The sequence below is a fragment of the Paraburkholderia terricola genome, from assembly GCF_003330825.1.
GTDB classification, from domain to species: Bacteria; Pseudomonadota; Gammaproteobacteria; order Burkholderiales; family Burkholderiaceae; genus Paraburkholderia; species Paraburkholderia terricola.
Genome location: NZ_CP024941.1, coordinates 1,185,870 through 1,202,954 on the forward strand (window position 1 = coordinate 1,185,870; position 17,085 = coordinate 1,202,954).

General features: G+C 63.3%; 19 protein-coding genes. 10 read left to right on the forward strand and 9 right to left on the reverse strand.

From position 1 onward, the window contains the following. Positions 1-31: 31 nt before the first annotated feature. The 7 genes from CUJ90_RS33155 to CUJ90_RS05325 all read left to right on the forward strand — a co-directional run bounded on the left by CUJ90_RS33155 (position 32) and on the right by CUJ90_RS05325 (position 4,909). The gene (locus tag CUJ90_RS33155) at positions 32-316 is read left to right on the forward strand and encodes a hypothetical protein (protein WP_073432436.1); all 285 of its coding nucleotides are present in this window, start codon (positions 32-34) and stop codon (positions 314-316) included. Positions 317-332: 16 nt separating this feature from the next. After that, complete coding sequence (locus tag CUJ90_RS05300) at positions 333-857, forward strand: helix-turn-helix transcriptional regulator (protein ID WP_073432435.1); 525 nt, start codon at positions 333-335, stop codon at positions 855-857. A gap of 251 nt (positions 858-1,108) precedes the next feature. After that, positions 1,109-1,540: a DUF1178 family protein gene (locus CUJ90_RS05305; RefSeq protein ID WP_073432434.1), complete on the forward strand. Its 432-nt coding sequence runs from the start codon at positions 1,109-1,111 to the stop codon at positions 1,538-1,540. A 48-nt stretch (positions 1,541-1,588) separates the two neighbouring features. Then, the gene (locus CUJ90_RS05310) at positions 1,589-2,785 is read left to right on the forward strand and encodes an acyl-CoA dehydrogenase family protein (RefSeq protein ID WP_073432433.1); all 1,197 of its coding nucleotides are present in this window, start codon (positions 1,589-1,591) and stop codon (positions 2,783-2,785) included. A 10-nt stretch (positions 2,786-2,795) separates the two neighbouring features. After that, positions 2,796-3,941, forward strand: coding sequence for an acyl-CoA dehydrogenase family protein (locus CUJ90_RS05315; RefSeq protein ID WP_073432432.1), 1,146 nt, complete (start codon positions 2,796-2,798; stop codon positions 3,939-3,941). Between the two features lie 36 nt (positions 3,942-3,977). Beyond that, complete coding sequence (locus CUJ90_RS05320) at positions 3,978-4,436, forward strand: MaoC family dehydratase (RefSeq protein ID WP_073432431.1); 459 nt, start codon at positions 3,978-3,980, stop codon at positions 4,434-4,436. Continuing rightward, complete coding sequence (locus CUJ90_RS05325; RefSeq protein ID WP_073432430.1) at positions 4,433-4,909, forward strand: MaoC family dehydratase; 477 nt, start codon at positions 4,433-4,435, stop codon at positions 4,907-4,909. The genes CUJ90_RS05320 and CUJ90_RS05325 overlap by 4 nt, the downstream gene beginning before the upstream one ends. Before the next feature lie 116 nt (positions 4,910-5,025). On the opposite strand, the gene CUJ90_RS05330 is transcribed toward CUJ90_RS05325, so the two are convergent. The 6 genes from CUJ90_RS05330 to CUJ90_RS05355 all read right to left on the reverse strand — a co-directional run bounded on the left by CUJ90_RS05330 (position 5,026) and on the right by CUJ90_RS05355 (position 11,403). Further along, positions 5,026-5,727 (reverse strand): glutathione binding-like protein, encoded by a 702-nt coding sequence (locus CUJ90_RS05330; RefSeq protein ID WP_073432429.1) that lies wholly within the window; start codon positions 5,725-5,727, stop codon positions 5,026-5,028. Positions 5,728-5,857: 130 nt separating this feature from the next. Next, the gene (locus CUJ90_RS05335) at positions 5,858-7,117 is read right to left on the reverse strand and encodes an acyl-CoA dehydrogenase family protein (protein ID WP_073432428.1); all 1,260 of its coding nucleotides are present in this window, start codon (positions 7,115-7,117) and stop codon (positions 5,858-5,860) included. A 69-nt stretch (positions 7,118-7,186) separates the two neighbouring features. Next, a complete protein-coding gene (locus CUJ90_RS05340) occupies positions 7,187-8,293 on the reverse strand; it encodes a phosphotransferase (protein WP_073432427.1) in 1,107 nt (368 codons plus the stop codon). 20 nt (positions 8,294-8,313) lie between these two features. Further along, positions 8,314-9,030, reverse strand: a complete 717-nt coding sequence (locus CUJ90_RS05345) for a histidine phosphatase family protein (protein ID WP_073432426.1) — start codon at positions 9,028-9,030, stop codon at positions 8,314-8,316. Positions 9,031-9,061: 31 nt separating this feature from the next. Next, positions 9,062-9,850, reverse strand: a complete 789-nt coding sequence (locus tag CUJ90_RS05350) for an oxepin-CoA hydrolase, alternative type (protein WP_073432425.1) — start codon at positions 9,848-9,850, stop codon at positions 9,062-9,064. Beyond that, the gene (locus tag CUJ90_RS05355; RefSeq protein WP_073432446.1) at positions 9,847-11,403 is read right to left on the reverse strand and encodes a 3-hydroxyacyl-CoA dehydrogenase; all 1,557 of its coding nucleotides are present in this window, start codon (positions 11,401-11,403) and stop codon (positions 9,847-9,849) included. Before CUJ90_RS05355 ends, CUJ90_RS05350 begins: the two co-directional genes overlap by 4 nt. Positions 11,404-11,530: 127 nt before the next feature. On the opposite strand from CUJ90_RS05355, the gene CUJ90_RS05360 reads away from it, so the two are divergent. Continuing rightward, positions 11,531-12,178: a glutathione S-transferase family protein gene (locus CUJ90_RS05360; RefSeq protein ID WP_073432424.1), complete on the forward strand. Its 648-nt coding sequence runs from the start codon at positions 11,531-11,533 to the stop codon at positions 12,176-12,178. Between the two features lie 121 nt (positions 12,179-12,299). Here the strand turns inward: CUJ90_RS05360 and CUJ90_RS05365 are convergent, their stop codons facing one another. Both CUJ90_RS05365 and CUJ90_RS05370 read right to left on the reverse strand, forming a co-directional pair. Next, positions 12,300-13,472: a pyridoxal phosphate-dependent aminotransferase gene (locus CUJ90_RS05365; protein ID WP_073432423.1), complete on the reverse strand. Its 1,173-nt coding sequence runs from the start codon at positions 13,470-13,472 to the stop codon at positions 12,300-12,302. Positions 13,473-13,608: 136 nt separating this feature from the next. Next, entirely contained in the window at positions 13,609-14,106 is a 498-nt protein-coding gene (locus CUJ90_RS05370) for a putative toxin-antitoxin system toxin component, PIN family (RefSeq protein WP_073432422.1), read from the reverse strand. A gap of 57 nt (positions 14,107-14,163) precedes the next feature. On the opposite strand from CUJ90_RS05370, the gene yaaA reads away from it, so the two are divergent. Next, positions 14,164-14,994 carry a peroxide stress protein YaaA gene (yaaA, locus tag CUJ90_RS05375; RefSeq protein WP_114162138.1) on the forward strand — a complete coding sequence of 277 codons (831 nt, stop codon included), beginning with the start codon at positions 14,164-14,166 and terminating at the stop codon, positions 14,992-14,994. Continuing rightward, on the forward strand, positions 14,991-16,145 hold the full coding sequence (locus CUJ90_RS05380) for a M14 family metallopeptidase (protein ID WP_114162139.1): 1,155 nt from the start codon (positions 14,991-14,993) through the stop codon (positions 16,143-16,145). The genes yaaA and CUJ90_RS05380 overlap by 4 nt, the downstream gene beginning before the upstream one ends. 116 nt (positions 16,146-16,261) lie before the next feature. Here CUJ90_RS05380 and CUJ90_RS05385 read toward each other — a convergent pair whose 3' ends face one another. Next, on the reverse strand, positions 16,262-16,927 hold the full coding sequence (locus tag CUJ90_RS05385; protein WP_114162140.1) for a BspC domain-containing protein: 666 nt from the start codon (positions 16,925-16,927) through the stop codon (positions 16,262-16,264). Positions 16,928-17,085 lie beyond the last annotated feature (158 nt).

Below are 17,085 nucleotides of genomic sequence, written 5' to 3' on the forward strand. Positions count from 1 at the left end.
ATACGTCAGCGCATTAAATTGGAGGGCATGGATGGTTCGTGGAACCCACTCTAAGAAGGAAATCGAGGCCGCATTGGCCTACGCGGAAAGAAACGGTTGGCGCGTTCGGGGCGGTGGCAGAGGTCACGCTTGGGGAAAGATGTACTGTCCGTACAACGCCGCGGAGTGTCGCTGCGGAGAGTTCTGCATATCGAGCGTGTGGAGTACGCCAAAGAACCCTGGCAATCACGCAAGGCATCTGCGGCGTATCGTCGACAACTGCACGGCATCACCGCCAATGCAAGGCGCTCCAAGGATCAAGTTTGACGCTGAATAAAGGCAGGAGGTAATTTATGGAATATGTGTTCACCTTGAAGTACCGCCTCACCACGGAAGATTGCGATCTCGACGCGATCGTCGAGCGTCTCGGGGAAGCAGGATGTGACGACGCCACCATCGGCGTGGGACAACCGGGGCGCATTGCGCTGGTTTTTTCTCGCGAAGGCGCGTCTGCGTTCGAGGCGCTCGTCAGCGCACTGAAAGATGTCAAGCAGGCGGTGCCATCCGCGCGCCTTGTCGAGGCGGGCCCTGATTTCGTTGGTCTCACCGACGTAGCCGAGCTCGCCGGCGTATCACGGCAGAACATGCGCAAGCTGATGTTGAGTCACGCGATTGACTTTCCGCCGCCGGTGCACGAGGGCAGCGCATCGGTGTGGCATCTGTCGGACATTCTTCACTGGCTAACCGCACGCGGCGGGTACGACATCAAGGCAGATGTGCTTGATGTCGCCAAATCGGCCAAGCAGATCAACCTCGCCAAAGAGGCGCGTGAACTCGAGCCACGGCTTAACCGCCAACTCGAATGCCTGGTGGCTTAGAAGCTGGGCATTGGCCAGTGACTAGACATAAATTTCATGCAATCCGCGGAGCCGTCGCGAGCTTCCGATTCGTGTGCCGTTCATGCCGGCTTGGCCGATTTCGGCAGCCCTTTGCGCAAGGCGTTAAAATCGCGCACCGCGTCCAATTAATAGCGACGCCACGCGTAAACGCATCGCCCCGTCATAGTTTGCGAACGACCGTTCACAAAATACCATTTTGCGCTAAACTGGCACTCAAGCCCTGATTCCACATGAAGGTCCTCGATTTACAGTGTCCGCATGGCCATCGGTTCGAAGGCTGGTTTGCTTCGGCTGATGACTTCGAATCGCAGCAAGCCCGCAAACTGATCGAATGTCCGATCTGTGGTGCGAACGAAGTGAGCCGTTTGCCTTCGGCGCCGCGATTGAATCTGTCGGGCGCGACGGAGGCGAAAAACCCTGCGGGCTTGGAGCAAGCGCAAATGCAGGCGCGTGTGATGCGTGCGTTGCGCGAGGTACTGGAAAAGACCGAGAACGTGGGCGACCGCTTCGCCGAGGAAGCACGGCGCATTCACTACAACGAAGCGCCTGCGCGCAATATTCGCGGTGTCACGACACCCGAAGACGCGCGAGCCTTGGTCGACGAAGGCATCCAAGTGATGCCGCTGCCGGTCCCGGCTGCCTTGAAGGAACCGCTGCAATAGTGCAGTGGCTCACTGGCGGCGGGCGGTTGCGGCCAGGAGACACTGCGCATGAATCTGGACTATTCCCCTGCTGACGACGCATTCCGCGCCGACATCCGCGCCTGGCTCGAAGCGAATCTGCCTCGCGAGCTAAGCGACAAAGTACTGAACCATAAACGTCTCTCGCGCGAAGATTTCGCCGGCTGGCACAAGCTGCTCGGCACGCGCGGCTGGTCGGCGGTCGCATGGCCGAAGGAATACGGCGGCCCTGGCTGGGACGCAACGCAGCGGCACATCTGGGACGAAGAGTGCGCGCGCGTCGGCGCGCCGACCGTGCTGCCTTTCGGCGTCTCGATGGTGGCGCCGGTGCTGATGAAGTATGGCAACGAGGCGCAGAAGCGTCGCTATTTGCCGCGCATTCTCGACGGCACGCACTGGTGGTGCCAAGGCTATTCCGAGCCGGGTTCAGGCTCAGATCTGGCTTCGCTGCGCACACGCGCCGAGCGCGTCGGCGACCATTACGTCGTCAACGGTCAGAAAACGTGGACCACCCTCGGTCAGTATGCCGACATGATGTTCTGCCTCGTGCGCACCGACAGCGGCGCGAAAAAGCAGGAGGGCATCTCATTCCTGCTGATCGACATGAAAACGCCCGGCATCACGGTGCGTCCGATCATCACGCTCGACGAAGACCACGAAGTCAACGAAGTGTTTTTCGAAGACGTCGAAGTACCGGCCGCGAATCTGGTCGGTGAGGAGAACCGCGGCTGGACTTACGCGAAGTATCTGCTCGGCCACGAGCGCACCGGCATCGCGCGCGTCGGTCAATCGAAACGCGAACTCGTGTTCCTCAAGCGTCTTGCGCTGAATCAGAAAAAGAACGGCAAGCCGCTGCTGCACGATCCGGTGTTCGCCGCGAAAGTCGCGAGCCTCGAGATCGAACTGATGGCGCTCGAAGTCACCGTGCAACGCGTGGTCGCCAATGAAACCGGCGGGCGCGGGCCGGGCCCGGAAGCGTCGATGCTGAAGATCAAGGGCACGGAGGTGCAGCAGGCGCTGACCGAGTTGATGTTCGAAGCCATCGGGCCGCTCGCCGCACCGTTCGACGTGCCGTTCCTCGAAGGCGAACGCGAACATAGCGTGGCGGGCGACGATGACGCCGCGCCGCTGGCCGCGTACTACTTCAACTTCCGCAAGACGTCGATCTACGGCGGCTCGAACGAAATTCAAAAGAACATCATCGCGCAGATGATTCTCGGACTTTGAGGAGCGGCGCATGGACTTCAACTTCAACGACGAACAGCAGCAATTCGCCGACGCGCTGCGCCGCTATCTGGACAAAAACTACGGCTTCGAGGCGCGTCAGGCGATCGTGCGATCGGAGTGCGGCGTGTCGGAGGCACATTGGGCAGCCTTTACCGAACTGGGCCTGACCGCCTTGCCGGTACCTGAAGCCCAGGGCGGTTTCAACGGCGGCCCGATCGACATGCTGGTGGTCATGCAGGAGCTGGGCCGCGCGTTGGTGGTCGAGCCGTATTGGGCGACGGCGGTCGGCGTCGAGGCGTTGCGCCTCGCGGGCACGGGCGGGGGCGAAGACGCGTCGCTGCTCGCGCGCGTGGCCCAGGGCGAGATCAAGCTGGCAGTCGCCTTTCATGAACCGCACGCACGCTACGATCTGTGCGAGATCGGAACGGTTGCAACGGCCGCAAGCGGGCAAGGCGGGCAAGGCGAGCAATACACGCTGAGCGGCACGAAGTCGGTCGTGCTGCATGGCGCACAAGCCGATTACTGGATCGTGCCGGCGCGCCTGAATGGCGAAATCGCGCTCTTCGTCGTGGCGCGCGAGGCGGCCGGCGTCACGCTGACCGACTACCGCACGATCGACGGCCAACGCGCCGCGACGCTCGAGTTCAACGGCACGCCCGCGCGCCGGCTCGCCGGCAAGCACGCCGGCGCGGCGGCGCTGGAACATATCGCTGACTACGGCACAGTGCTGCTGTGCGCGGAGGCTATCGGCGCGCTCGACGCGCTGAACCTCGCCACCGTCGACTACACGAAAACGCGCCAGCAGTTCGGCCAGCCGATCGCGCGTTTTCAGGCCTTGCAACACCGCATGGTCGAGATGCTGATTCACGCCGAGCAGGCGCGCTCGATCACGTACCTCGCCGCCATGCGTTACACCAGCGAACACGCCGACGAACGCCGCCGCGCCGTCTCCGCGGCAAAGGTGCGGGTCGGCCAGGCCGCGCGTTTCGTCGGCCAGCAGGCGGTTCAGTTGCACGGCGGCATGGGCGTCACGAACGAGGTGGCCGCGGCGCATCTGTTCAAGCGTCTTGCTATCATCGAAACCACATTGGGCGATGTCGATCACCATCTCGCGCGGTTCGCCGCGCTGCCCGGGTTTGTCACCGCCGAAGCCTGATCAGCCGGTCGAATCGGATAAGAAAGAGGTGCGACGATGGGTTTGAGTTTCGAGGACATGGTTGTCGGCACGACCACGGAGATCGGCAAGCACACGTTCACGCGTGAAGAGATCATCGCGTTCGCGGAGAAGTTCGATCCGCAGCCGTTTCACCTGGACGACGCCGCGGCCGCCGAGTCGCCATTCGGCGGATTGGTGGCAAGCGGCTGGCATACCTGCTCGGTCATGATGGGCATGCTGGTGCGCAACGCGATAGCGGGGTCCACGTCGATGGGCTCGCCCGGCATCGACGAGATCCGCTGGTTAAAGCCGGTGCGCGTCGGCGACACCATCACGATGATGAACGCCGTGCTCGACAAGCGCGTCTCGGCGAGCAAGCCGGATCGCGGCATCGTGTCGACGCAGTGGGAAGGGATCAACCAGCATGGCGAAACGGTGATAACCGTGCGCTCGAAGGCGTTGTTCGGGCTGCGCAATCCGGGCGCCGCGTCGTGACGGGCAGCGCGGCGTCCGCCGCGACGTTCGGCACGGCAGCGGCCTTACGCGCGCTGGTAGGCGCCGAGCCGCTCGTGAGCGAATGGTTGACGGTCGATCAGGCGAGCGTCGATCGTTTCGCCGACGCTACCGGCGATCATCAGTGGATTCACGTCGACTCCGAACGGGCGCGGCGCGAGTCGCCATTCGGCGGTCCGGTCGCGCATGGATTCCTGACGCTCTCGCTGATTCCGGTCCTGCTCGAAAAGACGGTGGCGCTCGAGCAGCGCATGGGCGTCAATTGTGGATTGAACCGCGTGCGATTCACGTCGCCGGTGCCGGTCGGCTCGCAGTTGCGCGCTCACTTCGCCGTGGCATCGGTCACGGATATCGACAGCGACGGCGTGCAAGTCGTGTGGAATGTGACGTTGGAACGGCAGGGCAGCGAGCGGCCGGTCTGCGTCGCGGAATTCATCACGCGGCATTACTTCTAGCCGGCGTTCGGCTCGCCGCACAGATTCGCAAAAAAGCGCGAGCGGCACGAATGCCGGCTCGCGCTTTTCACTGACGCTGTCAGCGGACTGACGAGCCGCCAGCACCGCGCACGAAACTAATGTTTCGCGTATTGCGTCGCGCCGAACAGAATCTCTTTGGCCTTGTCGTCCATCAGCGCCTTGCGGGCGGACGCCAGTACTTCGACGCCGCGCACCACTGCCGGACGCGCGGCGATCGCTTCATGCCAGCGCTTCACATTCGGAAAGGCATCCAGTTCGATGCCCTGGTTTTGCCACGAGCGTGTCCACGGAAACGCGGCGATATCCGCGATCGTATAGTCGTTGCCGGCGAGGTACTGCGTCTTGCCGAGTTGCGTATCCATCACGCCGTACAGGCGCCGCGTCTCGTTCGTGTAGCGATTGATCGCGTATTCGATCGGCTCCGGCGCGTAGACGCGGAAGTGGTGCGTTTGTCCGAGCATCGGGCCGAGCCCGCCCATCTGAAACATCAGCCATTGCAGCACCGAATAGCGCGCAGCGGGGTCGGTCGGCAGAAACTTGCCGGTTTTCTCGGCGAGATAAATCAGAATCGCGCCCGATTCGAACAGCGCGAACGGCTTGCCGTCGGCGCCTCTGGGCCCTTCGGAGTCGGTGATCGCCGGGATCTTGTTGTTGGGGCTGATCGCGAGAAACTCGGGATTGAACTGATCGCCCGCGCCGATATTCACGCCGTGCACGGTGTACGCGAGGCCCGTCTCCTCGAGCATGATGTGAACCTTGTGGCCGTTCGGGGTCGCCCAGCTATAGACGTCGATCATCGTGGCTCCTTTCTATCGTGAAAGCGGCGCCGCAAAGGGCGCCGCTGGTGACGAAAATTAGAGCATAGATCACACGATGCTGCTGGCCGCGCCGCGAGCACAGCCTAGCCGCCGATGCGAGACTTCAACCTCAAACGCGCGTGACCGGCGTCTCCACGGCAGCCGTTGCGCCGGCATCCAGGTAGCGCGCCAGTTCGAGCTTGGCGATCGCGTTGCGGTGAACTTCGTCCGGACCATCGGCGAAGCGCAGCGTTCGTGCCGATGCGTACGCATACGCGAGCGGAAAGTCATCGCTGACGCCGCCGCCGCCGTGCGCCTGAATCGCCCAGTCGATCACCTGGCACGCCATGTTCGGCGCGACCACCTTGATCATCGCGATCTCGCCGCGCGCGCCCTTGTTGCCGACGGTGTCCATCATGTACGCGGTCTTCAGCGTCAGGAGGCGCGCCTGTTCGATCATGCAACGTGCCTCGGCGATGCGCTCCTGCGTGACGCCTTGCGCCGCGACCGGCTTGCCGAATGCGACGCGTTGCAGCGAGCGTTTCGACATCAGTTCGAGCGCCCGCTCGGCAAGACCGATCAAACGCATGCAGTGATGGATGCGTCCCGGTCCGAGGCGGCCTTGCGCGATCTCGAAGCCGCGGCCCTCGCCGAGCAGCAGGTTGGTGGCCGGCACGCGCACGTTTTCGAGCGTGATTTCCATGTGGCCGTGCGGCGCGTCGTCGTAGCCGAACACGCTGAGAGGGCGGTGCACGGTGACGCCGGTGGCGTCGGCGGGTACGAGAATCATTGACTGCTGCTGATGGCGCGGCGCCTCGGGGTCGGTTTTTCCCATCACGATGTAGATCTTGCAGCGCGGATCGCCCGCACCGGACGACCACCACTTGTGGCCGTTGATCACGTAGTAATCGCCGTCGCGCACGATGCTCGTCTGGATATTGGTCGCGTCCGACGATGCCACCTCGGGCTCCGTCATCAGGAACGCCGAACGGATCTGGCCTTGCAGCAGCGGTTCGAGCCATTCGCGCTTGTTGTCCTCGCTGCCGTAGCGCTCGATCGTTTCCATGTTGCCGGTGTCGGGCGCGTTGCAGTTGAACACTTCCGGCGCCCAGGGCACGCGGCCCATGATCTCGCATAGCGGCGCGTATTCGAGATTCGTGAGACCGGCGCCGCGCACCGATTCCGGCAGGAACAGGTTCCACAAACCGGCGTCGCGCGCCTTCTGTTTGAGTTGCTCGATCAGTTCGGTCGGCAGCCATGCGTTGCCGTTCTCGCGATTACGCGCGATCTCCGCGTAGAACGCCTGCTCGTTCGGATAAATGTGCTCCTCGAAGAAAGCGAGCAGTTTCTCGCGCAGCGCCTGAACCTTCGGGGTGTAATCGAAATTCATGTATGACCTCGCGGATAACGGATGACAGTGTTCGGCAGCAGATGCAGTGCAACCGGTACGCGGATACGCTTAGCGCACCTTCTGCGCATAGCGCCAGGCGAGTTCGGCCATCGGCTTCGCGCGACGGCCGGCGTCGAGCGCCTGCGCGCTGGCCGCCGTGCCGTCGACGACGCGCTTCATGATCCCCTGCAGGATCGCGGCGATGCGGAACATGTTGTACGCCAGATAGAAATTCCAGTCGCCGTGAATCTCGAAGCCGGTGCGCTGGCAATAGCGCTCGACATACCGTGCTTCGTCGGGAATGCCGAGAGCGGCCCAGTCGAGGCCCGCAATGCCGCGGAATTGCGCCGGATCGACGTGCCACGCCATGCAGTGATAGGCGAAGTCGGCGAGCGGATCGCCGAGCGTCGACAATTCCCAGTCGAGCACGGCGAGCACGCGCGGTTCATGAGGATGGAAGATCAGATTGTCGAGCCGGTAGTCGCCATGCACGATCGACGCGCGCTCGCCGGTTTCGGCCGGCATATGCTGCGGCAGCCATTCGATCAGGCGCTGCATCGCGTCGATGGGCTCGGTTTCCGACGCGACGTACTGCTTGCTCCAGCGGCCGATCTGGCGCGCGAAGTAGTTGCCGGGTTTGCCGTAATCGGCGAGACCCACGGCCGCGACGTCGACGCTGTGCAGCGCGGCGATCACGCGATTCATTTCGTCGTAAATGGCCCCGCGCTCCGCCGGCGTCATGCCGGGCAAGGACTGATCCCACAACACGCGGCCTGCGACGAACTCCATCACGTAGAACGCGCGGCCGATCACGCTTTCGTCCTCGCACAAGGCGAGCATTGCCGCGACCGGCACGTCGCTGCCGGCGAGCGCATGCATCACGCGGTATTCACGCTCGACGGCGTGCGCGGACGGCAACAGCTTCGCAGCGGGGCCGGGCTTCGCACGCATCACGTAGGAACGGGACGGCGTGACCAGCTTGAACGTGGGATTGGACTGGCCGCCGGCGAATTGCTCGACGGTGAGCGGCCCGGCAAAGCCGTCCACATGCTTCGACAGCCACGCTGCGAGCGCGTCGCTGTCGAAGCGTTGCCGCTCATTGACCGGGCGCGTGCCCTCGAAGGCGGAGTAATCCGGTTTGCGCTCTGGTTCGCCGCTCTGTGTGGCTTGCACCATGTGTCTCCTCCGGTTCGGATTCAGCTACGCTTGTATTGAATGAATTGTGCGTAGAGGATTTCCATCGTCGTATTGCGGATGTCGCGATGCAGCGGCGACGGCGGTGAATAGTTGATCGTGCGCAGCACCCAGTCGCGCGGCGCGGCGCCGACGTCGAGCGCGTTGATGCAGCCGGTGGCCTGCGCGAGATGGCCGAAAAACGTCCGGCCGCCCGCAGTGATCGCATGCGACAGGATCGCGCGATTCACGCCGCCATGCAGCACGAGCAGCACGGTATCCCACGACGTGTCCTCGCGCAGCGCGGCCACCGCGGGCAAGACGCGATCGAACAGCGCGCCGATCGTCTCGCCTTCGAGAAAGCGCGTGCTTTCCGGCACGATGCCGTCGAACACGCCGAGAAAAGCCGCTTCGATATCCTGTAATGGAACGCTGCCGAGCTTGCCGCCGCGAATCTCCTGCCATGCGGGCTCGACTTCGAGTTCGATCTGCTGGCCCGTCTCGGCCAATACGCGCTGGGCGGTTTCGATGGTACGCGGCAAACCGCTGACGATCACCCGATCGAACCGGACCTGCTGCTCCGCGAACACGCGGCCCGCGGCGCTCGCCTGCTCGCGGCCGTTCGCATTCAACGGTACGGTTTCAGGATCGATGGTGCGGCCGGAATCGTCGAAGTAGGTGACGTCGCCATGACGCATCAGAAAGATGCGGCGGCGTTTGGGCAGTTGATAGTCAGGCATTGTCTTCGTTCACCCTTGGTTCACACTTCGTTCACTTGTACACGGGCGCGCGCTTTTCCAGGAACGCGGAAATTCCTTCAAGGCCATCCCGGTGATGCAGTGACGCGACAAAACTGTCGCGCTCCGCGACCAGATGTTCGGCGAGCGGCTGCGCGCCGGCCGCGCCGATCAGCCCTTTGATGCGCGCAATCGAATTCGGCGAAATCTTGCCGAGTTCGTCGGCCCATGCGACGGCGGCGTCGCGCACGGCGCCGGTCTTCGCCAGCTTGTTGACCACGCCGAGCTCGTGCAGGCGCGCGGCGCCGATCGGCTTGCCTTCGATCAGCACCTCGGTTGCCAACTGACGCGGCAAGGCTCGGGCGAGAAACCACGAGCCGCCGCCATCGGGTGTGAGGCCGACGCGCGCATACGACATCACGAATTTGGCGTCGTCCGCGGCAACGATCAGGTCGCACGCGAGCGCAAGCGAGAATCCCGCTCCGGCGGCGGCGCCGTCGACCGCGGCGATCACCGGCTTGGACGACAGGCGCAGCGCCGAAATCCATTCGCCCAGAAGATCGATGCTTTGCGCTTGCACGGACGGATCTTTCGCGCGGTTTTCCAGCAAGCGGTTCAGATTGCCGCCCGCGCAAAAAAAGTTGTCGGCGCCGGTAATCACGACGGCGCGAATCGACGGATCGCGCTCCACGGATTCGAGCGCCTCGATGCCCGCCGCGTACATGTCGGGATGCAGCGCGTTGCGCGCGCCGGGATTCGACAGCGTGAGAACGAGCGTCGATTCGCTTTCGGTCGGGCGCGAGGTCAGCAGTTCGGCGCTCATTGTTGCGCCTCCGTTGGGCTGTCGGCGGCGTCGCGTTGTGTCAGCGGCATGCCGAGTTGCGCGCGCCGTGCGAGCCAGGGCGACGGCCGGTAGCGCGGCTCGCCGAGCACGCTGAAGATGTTGCGCAGGATCGTGAGGATGGTTGGTGCGCCGAGTGCGTCGCCGAGAGCGAGCGGTCCGCGCGGATAGCCGAGGCCGAGCATCACGGCGAGGTCGATATCTTCGGGCGTGGCGATCTGTTTTTGCGCGATGTCGCAGCCGATATTGACGATCGTCGCCACCACGCGTTGCGTGACGAAGCCGGTCGAGTCGCGGATCACGGTGACGGGAATGCCGTCGGCGGCGAACAGCGCATGGGCGGTGTCACGCGCGGCGCGGCGGGTGGCGGGCGTGGTCATCAGCGTGCGGCGTTGCGCGCCGACGAGCGGGAAGAGGGCGTCGATCGCGACGACGCGGGTGGCGTCGAGCGCTTCGTCGACCGCGGCGGTGGTTGCGTCGTGACCGAACGGCGTGACGACGATCAGGGAATCCGCCGCCGGCGTGGCGCCGTCGTCGAGCTTCACGCCGGCATGATTCACGAGTTGCGCGACGGCTTCATAAGCTTGCGGATAGCGCTTGCTGATCCACACGCTTTGGGGCAGTTCAGTTGGCGCGGGCGCTTCGGCGGGGACTTGCTGCTTGCCGTCTTCGTAGCGGTAAAAACCTTCGCCGGTCTTGCGGCCGATCAGCCCGCCCGCGAGCCGCGTGCCGGTGATCGGCGACGGCGTGAAGCGCGGCTCTTCATAGAACTGGTGATAGATCGACTCCATCACCGGATGCGACACGTCGAGCGCGGTCAGATCGAGCAGTTCGAACGGTCCGAGGCGAAAGCCCGCCTGTTCGCGCATGATGCGGTCGATGTCGGCAAAGCTCGCCACCCCTTCGCCGGCCACGCGCAGGCCCTCGGTGTTCATGCCGCGGCCCGCATGATTCACGATGAAGCCGGGCATGTCTTTCGCGCGCACCGGCGTGTGGCCCATGCGGCGCGCGAGATCCATCAGCGCGTCGCCTGCCGCCGGGTCGCCGCGCAGACCGTCGATCACTTCGACGACCTTCATCAACGGCACCGGATTGAAGAAGTGATAACCGACCACGCGCGACGGGTCGATGCAGCCCGCCGCAATCGCCGTGATCGACAGCGACGAGGTATTGGACGCGAGCACGCAACGGCCGCTCACCACGGTTTCGAGTTCGCGGAACAAGGCCTGCTTCACGTCGAGCTTTTCAACGATCGCCTCGATCACGAGATCGCAACCGGCCAGATCGCCGACGGCCTGCGCGCCGCTGACCTTCGCCAGCGCGGCGGCCGAGCGTGCCTGATCGAGCTTGCCTTTGGCCGTCAATCTGGCGAAAGTCTCGGCGAGATAATCGCGCGCGGCGCCGGCCGCGACGGGGTTCGCGTCGTAGAGACGCACTGACAGGCCGGCCAGCGCGGCAATCTGCGCAATGCCGCGGCCCATTGCGCCGGTTCCGACAATGCCGATGGTTTCGATGCTGAAATTGCGAGAGGTCATTGTGATGCTCGACTCCATGGTTATTTTAGATTAGCACGCTCGTGCAATTTACCGGATGATTGGTCGACGGTCGCCGCTTTCACTTTGACGAGCGGCTTCAAACCACCCGAAGAACAGGAGACACCCGATGATCAAGCTGTGCGGTTTCGCGCTTTCCAACTACTACAACAAAGTGAAGTTCGTGTTGCTCGAATACGGCATTCCGTTCGAGGAGGTCTTCGTGCTGCCCAGCCAGGAAGAGACCATGCTCGAACATTCGCCGCTCGGCAAGGTGCCTTATCTTCAGACCGAAGACGGCGATCTGTGCGAGTCGCAATGCATCGTCGAATATCTGGCGGCGCGTTTTCCCGACAAGGCGATTTTCTCCGCGGATCCATGGGAAGCGGCCAAGGAACGCGAGTTGATTACGTTCGTCGACGTGCATCTCGAACTTACCGCGCGCAATCTCTACAAGGAAGCGTTCTTCGGCGGCACGGTGACGGAGGCGACCAAAGGGCGCGTGGAAAAACTGCTCGTGCATCACCTCGCGGGCTTCAAGCGGATTGCGAAGTTCGGACCGTATTTGCGCGGCGAGCGGTTCAGTGTCGCCGATGCGGCGGGCTATGTGAGTTTGCCGCTGGTGGGTATGGCGACGCAGACTGTCTACGGCCGCGATTTCCTGCTCGACGCCGGCGTGGACTGGAAAAGCTACGTGAAGGCGATCAACCCGAGGCCGGCCGCGCAGCGTGTGACCGAGGACCGCAAGGCGTACATCGCGGCGTCGCGTCCCGGCTGACGCATGAGCCTGCTGATGTAATGAGCGCCGATCAAACGAGCCACGGCATGCAGCGCACGCCTTGGCCGTTGCGCGCGATGGCGAGGAACGCAGGTTCGTTCGCGGCATCGCGCGGGGCATCCTAGAGCCGCGCCAGCCGGTCGAGCGCGGTGGCGAGGGTGCTCTCCTGCTTGGCAAAGCAGAAGCGCACCACGCCCGATTCATGCGCCTCGTGATAGAACGCCGAGACCGGGATCGCCGCGACGCCGATCTCGCCGGTCAGCCATTGGGCGAATTCGGCTTCGGGCTGATCGCTGATCGCCGAATAATCGACGCACTGAAAGTACGTGCCCGTGCACGGCAGCAGCTTGAAGCGCGAATTCGCGAGACCGCCGCGGAAGAAGTCGCGCTTCTTCTGATAGAACGCGGGTAGCTCCAGATAGGGCGCCGGATCTCTCATGTAATCGGCGAGGCCGATCTGCATCGGCGTGTTGACCGTGAACACGTTGAACTGATGCACCTTGCGGAACTCCGCGGTGAGGGCGGCCGGCGCGGCCACGTAGCCGACCTTCCAGCCCGTCACGTGATACGTCTTGCCGAAACTCGACACCACGAAGCTGCGCTGCGCCAGTTCAGGGTAGCGCGCGACGCTCTCGTGCGGCGCGCCGTCGTAGACCATGTGTTCATACACTTCGTCTGAGAGGATCAGCACGTTGGTGCCGCGCACGATCTCTTCGAGCTTGCGCATGTCCTCGGCGCGCCACACCGTGCCGGTCGGATTGTGCGGCGTGTTGATCAGCAGGAGCCGCGTTTTCGGCGTGATCGCGGCGGCGAGCTTGTCGAACGGAATCGTGTAATCGGGCGCCTCGAGCGTGACGAAAACCGGCTTGCCGCCGGCCAGTTCGATCGACGGCAGATAGCTGTCGTAAGTCGGCTCGATCACGACGACTTCGTCGCCGGGGTGCACCGTGCAGAGAATCGCGGTGAGCAACGCTTGCGTGGCGCCCGCGGTGACGGTGATTTCCGTGGTGGCGTCATAGCGGCGGCCGTACAGGTTCGCGATCTTGTCGGCGATTGCCTGACGCAGCGGCGCGACACCGGCCATCGGCGGGTACTGATTGTGGCCGTCGCGCATTGCGTTCGCGACCGCGTCGACGATGCGCGGATCGCAGCCGAAGTCAGGAAAGCCCTGGCCGAGATTCACCGCGCCCTTTTCGGCGGCGAGCGCGCTCATCACGGTGAAAATCGTCGTGCCGACGTCGGGCAGGCGAGACGGAAACGTGGGACTCGTGGGCGTGTCGTGCGGTGCATTCATGGCGCTGTCCGAAGCGTGGGCGAGTGGGTGGGCGAATCGAGCGAAAGGCGTCGTATGAAGCGGACGAAGCCTGATTGTAGGGAATCGCGGCGCGCTGTGCGCGCCAGGCGATCCATGTTGGCCATTCGGCCAAGGCTCATGCGGGTGCAGCCTCGCCGACGGCGTCCGCTGACACGCAGACCGAGGCCACGAACGGCGCCGGCTGAGCGATCTGAAAGCCGAAGTCGCGCGCGATCCGCCTCGCGAGCCTCAACACCGCGCGATCTTTCGAAACCAGCCAGTCGGCCTGCGCGGCATGCGCGAGTTCGAGGAACTTCTGGTCGTCGCGGTCCTTGCATTTGGGCAAGGGCTTCGCGTTCTCCGCGGGCGCGGCGGGCTCGACCAGTTGCGCGAGCCGCGCCACCACCGCGAGCGCGGCGGCCTTGTCCACATTCCGATGCACGAATTGCGGATAGTCGAGCACGTAGGTGAGTTCGGCGAGGCAGCGCGCATCGATCAGCGCGGCCAGCGCACCGTTTTCGAGCGCGGCGCGAATCGGCCGCGTGTGCGGGTCGTCGAACACGAGAATATCGATCCACACGTTGGAATCGAGGACGACGCGCAAGGCGCCGCGTGAGGCATGGGAACCGGGCATTCGTTACAATCTGGCTTTCGTCTTTGACCGCCAGGCACGGCGTGCCTGCAAGCCTCTATGATAATCGTTCTGTCGCCGGCGAAATCTCTCGACTACGACACCCCGCCGCACGTCAAGAAGCACACCATCCCCGATTTCGTCGACGAGGCAGCCGAATTGATCGGCGGATTGCGCCGTTTGTCGCCGCAGCAGATCGCATCGCTGATGGACATTTCCGATCAGCTCGCGCACCTCAATTTCCAGCGCTACGCGCAATGGTCGCCCACGTTCGGCACGCACAACGCCAAGCAGGCGGTGCTCGCATTCAACGGCGACGTGTATGAGGGCTTCAATGCGAAGACCTTGTCGTCGGCCGATCTGGATTACGCGCAGAAGCACGTGCGCGTGCTGTCCGGCCTGTATGGCTTGCTGCGTCCGCTCGATCTGCTGCAGCCGTACCGGCTCGAAATGGGCACGCGCTTCGCCAACCCGCGCGGTAAGGACCTATACGCGTTCTGGGGCGAACGGATCACGCAGGCTTTGAATGCGCAGCTAAGAAAGAAGGCCGCGGCGTCGCGCGTGCTGGTGAATTGCGCATCGGGCGAGTACTTCAAGTCGGTCAAGCCGAAGCTGCTGGAAGCACCTGTCATCACGCCGGTGTTCGAGGACTGGAAGGGCGGCCGCTACAAGATCATCAGCTTTCACGCGAAGCGCGCGCGCGGTCTGATGGCGCGCTACGCGGTCGAGAATCGCCTGAACACGCCGGAACAGCTGAAGGATTTCGACGCCGAGGGCTACGCATTCGACGCCGAAGCCTCGAACGATTCCACTTATGTATTCCGCCGCCGCGTCGCCGACCAGGCGCGACTAGGCGACTGCCTCGCACACATGCAGGGAAGAACATCATGACGTTATCGATTACGAGCAATTTGGACGCGGGCGCGATCGAAGTGCTGTCCTGCGAAGACGCAGGCAATATACGGCTGCGCGTGCGGCCGGATAGCCACGCGGAGTTTGCGCAGTGGTTTTATTTCCGCTTGTCCGGCGCGGCGGGCGAGCGCTGCGTGATGAGTTTCGAGAATGCCGCCGCGTGCGCCTTTGCCGAAGGCTGGCGCGATTATCAGGCGGTCGCGAGCTATGACCGGGTGAACTGGTTTCGCGTGCCGACCTCGTATGACGGCCGTGTGCTGAGGATCGACCATACGCCGGATTTCGACCGCATCTATTACGCGTATTTCGAGCCGTACAGCGAGGAACGTCATTTGGAGTTTCTCGGCGCGGTGCAGCAGATGCCGCAGGCAACGCTCACGGAGCTGGGCGCGACCGTCGAAGGTCGGCCAATGTCGCTGCTTACGCTCGGCACGCCGCAGACCGGTGATGTGCCCAAGAAGAAAGTCTGGCTGATCGCACGCCAGCACCCAGGCGAGACGATGGCCGAATGGTTTATCGAGGGTCTCGTGAAGCGCCTCGTGGGCTGGGGCGATTGGGCGGGCGACCCGGTCGCGCGCAAGCTTTACGATCATGCTGTGTTCTACATCGTGCCGAACATGAACCCGGACGGCAGTGTGCACGGCAATCTGCGCACCAATGCGGCCGGCGCGAATCTGAATCGCGAGTGGATGGAACCGGACGCCGCGCGCAGCCCCGAAGTGCTGGTGGTGCGCGACGCGATTCACGCAACCGGCTGCGACCTGTTCTTCGATATTCACGGCGACGAGGCGCTGCCCTATGTGTTCGTGGCAGGCTCCGAAATGCTGCCCGGTTTCACCGAGCGGCAGGGACAGGAGCAGAAGGCGTTCATCGAGGCGTTCAAGCAGGCGAGTCCTGATTTCCAGGACAAATATGGCTATGCCGCGAGCAAATATCGCGAGGATGCGCTAAAGCTGGCTTCGAAATATATCGGCAACGAATTCGGTTGCCTGTCGTTGACGCTGGAGATGCCGTTCAAGGACAACGCCAATTTGCCCGACGAACGGGTGGGCTGGAACGGCGCGCGCAGTGCCTCGCTCGGCGCCGCGATGTTGCAGGCGATCCTGCGGCATGTGGAGACGTTCGTTTAAGCCGCGCGTTGCAAGAAAAAGAGGCACGCACTGCAGAGTGTGTGCCTCTTTTTTATTGCGGTGCCTGAACGACCGGTGGAGCGGGGCCGTTGATTCCGTCGCGTTTCTTTGCCTCGTTACTGAGACTTTTTCGCCGGCGTTTTCTTCGCCGTGGATTTGCTGGGCGACTTGTTCGATGTCGTTCGCGATGACTTGCTCGCGTTCGCCTTGGAGGACTTCGAACTCGCTTTCTTCGCAGTCTTGCCGCTTGCCGTGTGCTTGCCCTTCACGCTCTTCTGCTTGCCCGACGAGACCTGGGAGCCCGATGGCCCGGCGCTGCGCGCACGGGCCGGCGGCACAGGATCGTTCCAGCTGAACGCCAGCATCTGCGCGCCCACATAGCCGCAGCGAAACTTCAGATCGGCCGGATCGCCGCCGCCCCCCGAACGGATGCCGAGCCCTTCGACGGTGACGATGTTGTCCACCTTGACACGCTGCTTGCCTTCGTCGAACGAATCGTTCCAGGGCGTCACCGAAGCGTGCGCGCTGTCAAAGGAACTGGGTGAAAATTCGACATGATCGAAGGCAGTGGATGTGCTTGCGACAAAGTTGCCATGAGCGGCGCAGTCCGCGACTAGCGGATCGGCATGCATTTCATTGACAAATCTGTTGACGAGCTCGTTGCGCTGTTCGAGCTGATCGGCGAATGCGGGAGCAATGCATGAGAGCGAGAGACCCGCTGCAAATGTTGCCAACCGGCCGACCACCCGCAGCAACCGGCGCGGTACGTTGGTGCGATCCATCTAGTTCGTTAGGCGCTTATGAGATCAGAGGCACGTAAGATGCTCCGCGCCGGGGATGAGTTCAATCGTGACATAAATATTTTGTTCTATCGTGTCACGCGTTCGCCGGCTTCATGTGTTCGGCTGAGGTATTGCGGCGCGCACGTTCAGGCAGGTTG